Source organism: Bradyrhizobium sp. (assembly GCF_036009065.1).
GTDB lineage: Bacteria > Pseudomonadota > Alphaproteobacteria > Rhizobiales > Xanthobacteraceae > Bradyrhizobium.
Map to the genome: position 1 here is coordinate 1 of NZ_DASYMN010000132.1, position 5,416 is coordinate 5,416.

The 5,416-nt window shown below is 65.4% G+C and carries 6 protein-coding genes; all 6 read left to right on the forward strand.

The genetic code is table 11. The features are described 5' to 3' along the window. Positions 1 to 255: 255 nt before the first annotated feature. Positions 256 to 1,656 carry a TldD/PmbA family protein gene (locus VGP39_RS08070; protein WP_327567583.1) on the forward strand — a complete coding sequence of 467 codons (1,401 nt, stop codon included), beginning with the start codon at positions 256 to 258 and terminating at the stop codon, positions 1,654 to 1,656. Next, the gene (locus VGP39_RS08075; protein ID WP_414644596.1) at positions 1,643 to 2,479 is read left to right on the forward strand and encodes a 3'(2'),5'-bisphosphate nucleotidase CysQ; all 837 of its coding nucleotides are present in this window, start codon (positions 1,643 to 1,645) and stop codon (positions 2,477 to 2,479) included. The genes VGP39_RS08070 and VGP39_RS08075 overlap by 14 nt, the downstream gene beginning before the upstream one ends. Positions 2,480 to 2,537: 58 nt before the next feature. Then, positions 2,538 to 2,786, forward strand: coding sequence for a DUF4170 domain-containing protein (locus tag VGP39_RS08080; RefSeq protein ID WP_327567584.1), 249 nt, complete (start codon positions 2,538 to 2,540; stop codon positions 2,784 to 2,786). Continuing rightward, the gene (locus VGP39_RS08085) at positions 2,783 to 3,490 is read left to right on the forward strand and encodes a lysophospholipid acyltransferase family protein (protein ID WP_327567585.1); all 708 of its coding nucleotides are present in this window, start codon (positions 2,783 to 2,785) and stop codon (positions 3,488 to 3,490) included. Before VGP39_RS08080 ends, VGP39_RS08085 begins: the two co-directional genes overlap by 4 nt. Beyond that, positions 3,490 to 4,794, forward strand: a complete 1,305-nt coding sequence (locus VGP39_RS08090) for a 3-deoxy-D-manno-octulosonic acid transferase (protein ID WP_327567586.1) — start codon at positions 3,490 to 3,492, stop codon at positions 4,792 to 4,794. The genes VGP39_RS08085 and VGP39_RS08090 overlap by 1 nt, the downstream gene beginning before the upstream one ends. Further along, on the forward strand, positions 4,787 to 5,416 hold a 630-nt coding region (gene lpxK, locus VGP39_RS08095), incomplete at its 3' end, for a tetraacyldisaccharide 4'-kinase (protein WP_327567587.1). The genes VGP39_RS08090 and lpxK, both read left to right, overlap by 8 nt.

Here is a 5,416-nt window from a genome sequence, read left to right on the forward strand (position 1 = left end):
GATTATGTTCCCGGTCGATACGTGAGACCTTAAGCCAGCCGCGCGCCGATTGCCTTAAAAAGGCTGGTTAATCGAAGGTACCTTGCCCTGCATTCGCCCGCATGATTGACAACACCTTGGCTCACATGATTGACGAGACCTTGCGGCGTTGCTGAAATTCTTTGGTTTCGGACCCACGAAAATGCTTGAAGTCCGCGTGAATCAAGCACATCTGAAGAGTCAGCCGATCTGCATTCAAGCGTCAGGAATTTGTTCGTGATCTCTTCACCATCCCCCGCCTCAAAGCTTCCTTCCAAATCCGCAACCTCAGACCTGCTCGATCAATCCGCGCTCTCGACGCTGGCCCAGCGCCTGGTGGAAGCCGCCAGACGCGCCGGCGCGGACGCAGCCGACGCGGTCGCGGTGCGCGGCGTGTCGCAGGGCGTCGAGGTGCGCGACGGACGCGTCGAGGAATCCGAACGGTCCGAAGGCGACGATGTCGGCCTGCGCGTGCTGGTGGGACGCCGCCAGGCGGTGGTCTCGACCAACGACATCAGCAGCGACGGCGTGGCGAAGCTTGCGGAGCGCGCGGTGGCGATGGCGCGGGTGGCGCCCGACGATCAGTATGTTGGCCTCGCCGATCCGTCGTTGCTGGCGCATCAATTCCCCGATCTCGACATGCTCGATCCCGTGACGCCGTCGGTCGCCGAACTCGAGCGTCGCGCGGTCGAGGCGGAGGTCGCCGGCCTCGCTGTCAAGGGCGTGACCAAATCCGGCGGCGCTTCGGCCTCGGCCGGCATCGGCGGCATGGTGCTGGTGACAAGCACCGGCTTTCACGGCTCCTACTTGCGATCGAGCCACGGCATCTCCATGACTGCGATCGTCGGTGACGGCACCGCCATGGAGCGCGACTACGACTACACCTCCGCGCAGCACGCATCTGACCTGGCGTCGCCCGCAAGCGTCGGCCGCAAGGCCGGCGAGCGGGCGGTCGCGCGCTTTGGTCCGCGCAAGGTCGAAACCTGCAAGGTGCCGGTGGTATACGACCCCAGGGTATCGAATTCGCTGGTCGGCCATCTGGTCGGTGCCGCCAACGGCGCATCGATCGCGCGCAAGACCAGTTTTCTGAGAGACCGGCTCGGCCAGCAGCTCTTCAACAAGAATATCCGCATCATCGACGATCCCTTGCGCGTGCGCGGATTACGGTCGCAACCGTTCGATGCCGAGGGCGTCGCGGTCAGGAAGCTCGCCATCATCGATGAGGGCGCGCTGACGTCCTGGCTGCTGGATTCGGCGACCGCGCGCGAACTCGGCCTCATCACCACAGGTCATGCCCACCGCGGCGTGTCGTCGTCGCCGTCGCCGGGATCGTACAACCTGCATCTTGAGGCCGGGCAGCCGACGCCGGCCGAACTGATCTGCGACATCAAACAGGGTTTTTACGTCACCGACCTGATCGGCTCCGGCGTCAACGGCGTCACCGGCGATTACAGCCGCGGCGCCTCCGGCTTCTGGATCGAGAACGGCGAGATCACCTATGCGGTGAGCGAGGTGACCATCGCCGGACACCTGATCGAGATGTTCAGGTCGCTGAGCCCCGCCAACGATCTGGAATTCCGTTACGGCGTCAATGCGCCGACGCTGCGCATCGAGGGACTGACGGTTGGCGGACGCTAGCGCCGACGCGATGCGCGACCCACCTTCGGCGCGCGCCAACATTCTGCAGCGTGACGCCGCGTTGCTGGCGGACACGGTGCGGGAAGCCGGCGCGCTGGCGCACTCGCTGTTCCGCACCGAATTGAAGAACTGGATCAAGGGCGCATCCTCGCCGGTGTCCGACGCCGACATCGCGGTCAATGACCTTCTTGAAAAGCGGCTGCGGTCGGCCACGCCGGATTATGGCTGGCTGTCGGAAGAAAGCGCCGACGATCCCTCGCGTCTCGAACGGCGTCTGGTCTGGATCGTCGATCCGATCGACGGCACCCGCGGTTATCTCGCCGGCAAGGAAGACTGGTGCGTCAGCGTGGCGCTGGTCGAGAACGACCAGCCCTTGCTGGCCGCGGTGTTCGCGCCGGCCAGCGACGAATTCTTTTTCGCCGTGCGCGGACGGGGCGCCACATGCAACGGCATGGCGCTCCACGCGACATCAGGCACCGAGCTGGATTTTTCCCGGGTGGCGGGCCCAAAGCCACTGGTCGAGCGGCTCAGAAAATCTTCGGATGACATCGTGCTGCATCCGCGAATCGGTTCGCTGGCGCTGCGGCTGTGCCGGGTCGCCGACGGCCGGCTCGATGCCGCTTTTGCAGGCGGCCAGAGCCGCGACTGGGACCTTGCCGCGGCCGATTTGATCGTGCACGAAGCGGATGGTAACATGACCGCGCTGTCGGGGGACGCGATCTCGTACAATCGCGCGGAGGTGACGCACGGGGTGCTGGTGGCGGCGGGGCGCGATCGTCATGCTGCAATCATTGAGCATTTCCGCAGCCGCCCGCTGCCGTGAGCGTTTTCAAGGTTCGTCTAAAAATCAGACTGCCGGGCCCACACCAGGAACAAGAGTCATGCCAGATAGCGCCCCGCAGCAACTGCTTCATCTTGTGATCGGCGGCGAGCTCGCCGATCTCGAACACACGACCTTCAGGGATCTCGATCAAGTGGAAATCGTCGGCCTTTTCCCGAATTATGCAACCGCCTATGCGGCGTGGAAGGCGAAGGCGCAGCAGACCGTGGACAACGCCCACATGCGCTATTTCGTCGTGCATCTGCACCGGCTGCTCGATCCAGGTCAAGACGCGAAGTCCGCCCGTTGAAAAAACTGTTACGCAGTCTGTTGCGCGCCCGCTGGTTCCAACTGGCGGTCGGCTTTCTCGTCGCCGAATATCTGCGGCTGGTCTGGCGCACCAATAAATTCACCTTCGACCCTGCCGACGTCTATGAGCGCGCCGAGCCGCACCAGCCGCTGATCTTCGCGTTCTGGCACGGCCAGCATTTTCTCACCTCCTTCATCAAGACCCAGGATCATCACCGCGCCAAGGTGCTGGTCTCGCGCCATCGCGACGGCGAATTCAATGCCATTGTCGCCGAACGGCTCGGCGTCGAAACCGTGCGCGGCTCCGGCGATCACGGCTCGGCGTTCAACCGCAAGGGCGGCATCGGCGCATTCAAGGAAATGGTGCGCTCGCTCGAAGACGGCTACAACATGGCGCTGACCGCCGACGTGCCGAAGCGCTCGCGCGTCGCCGGGCTCGGCATCATCATGCTGGCGCGCGAATCCGGACGTCCTATCCTGCCGTTCGCGATGGTGACCAGCCGCTTCATCCAGTTGAAGAACTGGGACCGCACCACCATCAATTTGCCGTTTGGGCAGGGTGCAGTAGTGGGCATCGACGCGATCGTCGTGCCGCCCGATGCCGATGCCGAAACCATGGAAAGACTGCGCCTGCAACTGGAGGAGTATCTGAACGAATCGACCCGCCGCGCCTACGCGAAGGTCGGACGTCCGGAGGCGGCCTGATGGCAAGCTCGCTGCCTTTAACGCTGCGCGTCTACCGGACACTGTCCGCCGCCGCGGTGCCGCTGACGCCTGTGCTGTTCAAGCGGCGGCTTAGACAAGGCAAGGAAGATCCCGCGCGCATCAATGAGCGCCGCGGCGTGACCGGGGATGTCCGGCCGCATGGGCCGCTGGTGTGGATACACGGCGCCAGCGTCGGCGAGGTGCTGGCCGCGGCGGCGCTGATCGAAAAATTGCGGGCGCTCAATCTCCGCATCCTGCTCACCTCGGGCACCGTGACCTCGGCGGAAATTGCCGCCAAGCGGTTTGCCGCTGACGTCATCCATCAATATGTCCCCTACGATTCGCCGCGCTACGTCGCGCGCTTTCTCGACCACTGGCAGCCGTCGCTGGCGCTGTTCATCGAGTCCGACCTGTGGCCCAACATGATTGTCGCCGGCGCGGCGCGCCGGCTGCCGATGGTTCTGATCAACGGCCGGATGTCGCACCGCTCGTTCCCGCGCTGGCGCCGGTTTTCCGGGACCATCGAGGCATTGCTCGCCCGCTTCGAAGTCTGCCTCGCGCAGTCCGATACCGATGCCGAACGCTTCGCGGCGCTCGGCAGCCGCAACGTCGTCACCACCGGCAACCTGAAACTCGACGTGCAGGCGCCGCCTGCCGACAATGCCAGGCTGGAGCGGCTGATGGCGGTGACGCGCGGGCGGCCGGTGATCGTGGCGGCATCGACCCATCCCGGCGAAGAAGAAATCCTGGCTGAGGTGCATCGCGAACTGGCGGGGTATTTTCCGCAGCTGCTCACGGTGATCGTGCCGCGCCATCCGAGCCGCGGCGAAGCCATCGCCCGCCTGATCGCCGCGTCCAGCCTGCATGCAAGTTTACGCTCGCACGAGGATTTGCCGACCGCGACCAGCGATATCTATGTCGCCGATACGATGGGCGAGTTGGGATTGTTCTACCGGCTGGCGCCGGTCGTGTTCATGGGCGGATCGCTGGTCGAGCATGGCGGCCAAAATCCGATCGAGGCGATCAAGCTTGGTGCGGCGATCGTGCATGGGCCGCATGTCTTCAATTTCACCGACGTTTACGATGCGCTCGACGCCGCCGGCGGCGCGAAACAGGCCGGCACCCCGCAAGCGCTGGTGAAGCAGATCGGGCAATGGCTGGCCGACCCCGTTGCGCGGCAGGCATCGGTCGATGCCGCTGGGCACGTGGTCGACCAGCTCGGCGGCGCGCTGGAGCGCACGCTCAGCGCATTGGAGCCGTATCTGCTGCAGTTACGGCTGGAGATGGGAGCGGCGAATGCATGAGCCGGCCTTCTGGTACCGGCCGTCATCGCTGACATCGCGGCTGCTGATGCCGCTTGGCGCCGTCTACGGCGCGGTCGCGGCGCGGCGGTTGGCGCGCAAAGGGCTCGACGTCGGCATTCCCGTGCTTTGCGTCGGCAATTATCATGTCGGCGGCGCCGGCAAGACCCCGGCGGTGCTGGCGCTCTCGAAACTGCTGCGCGATCTCGGCGAGACGCCCGTGGTGCTCAGCCGCGGCTATGGCGGCCGATTGCACGGCCCGGTCAGGGTCGATCCGGCGCGGCATTCTGCGGCCGATGTCGGCGATGAGCCGCTGATGATGGCGCGGACGGTCCCGGTGGTGGTGGCGCGCGACCGCGTCAGTGGCGCCGCGCTGGCGCGCTCGCTGGCGGCGACCGTGGTCCTGATGGACGATGGTTTTCAGAACCCCACACTTGCCAAGGATGTTTCGCTGATCGTGATCGACGGCAGCCGCGGCCTCGGCAACGGCCGGGTATTTCCCGCCGGTCCGTTGCGCGCGGCGTTGCCGCCGCAACTGGACCGCACCGACGCGTTGATTGTCGTGGGCGACTGCACGGCGGCGGCGCCGGTCGCTGCCGCGGTCGCCGCGCGCGGCGCTCCGGTG

What these genes read in the sequence shown, in the direction of transcription:
- VGP39_RS08090 (WP_327567586.1), top strand. Translation starts at nt 3,490, where the DNA reads ATGGCAAGCTCGCTGCCTTTAACGCTGCGCGTCTACCGGACACTGTCC.
- VGP39_RS08080 (WP_327567584.1), top strand. Translation starts at nt 2,538, where the DNA reads ATGCCAGATAGCGCCCCGCAGCAACTGCTTCATCTTGTGATCGGCGGC.